The 442-nt window shown below is 61.3% G+C and carries 1 pseudogene; it reads right to left on the bottom strand.

The annotated features are described in order from the left end of the window. Nucleotides 1-442 (bottom strand): annotated as a pseudogene (locus ACCD02_RS32650) (hypothetical protein); the annotation flags it as partial.

Here is a 442-nt window from a genome sequence, read left to right as displayed (position 1 = left end):
ATTGTTCGAGGGCTTTTTGCCATTTGCTTCTGTCGGGCAGGTGACCCCAGCGGGCCTTGAACGGTGCTTCGGCATTGGTCAGCGCCGACGCGGCGGCCAGATCGACCATGCCCGCCTGATCGCCCGGCACCAATTCCTGGCTTCGCGCGATGTCATCGTGGACATTGAGCAGGGTGTACAGGTCATCGGTGTAGGCCTGGCGCTGGAATGGATCTTTCAGCGAGGCCGGCATAAAAGTGGCGACATCGAAGCCGCACAGGTCAAGCACGGCGGATGCACTTTGCAGACGCTCCTGGTGCAGCATTTCAAACTGGCTTTGCTCCATGAGACGGCCGGCGAGGTTCATGCTCAGGTCGTCGACCATGGCCAGTGGATCATCCAGGGCCACGAACAGCGCGGTGTCCTGCTCCGGGACCCGTCCCCGTACCAGCGCCTCTTCAAA

The sequence above is a fragment of the Pseudomonas sp. Pseusp88 genome (genome assembly GCF_047303955.1).
Lineage (GTDB): Bacteria > Pseudomonadota > Gammaproteobacteria > Pseudomonadales > Pseudomonadaceae > Aquipseudomonas.
The sequence above is the reverse complement of the archived record's forward strand: the minus strand, read 5'-3'. Positions and strand labels throughout refer to the sequence as shown.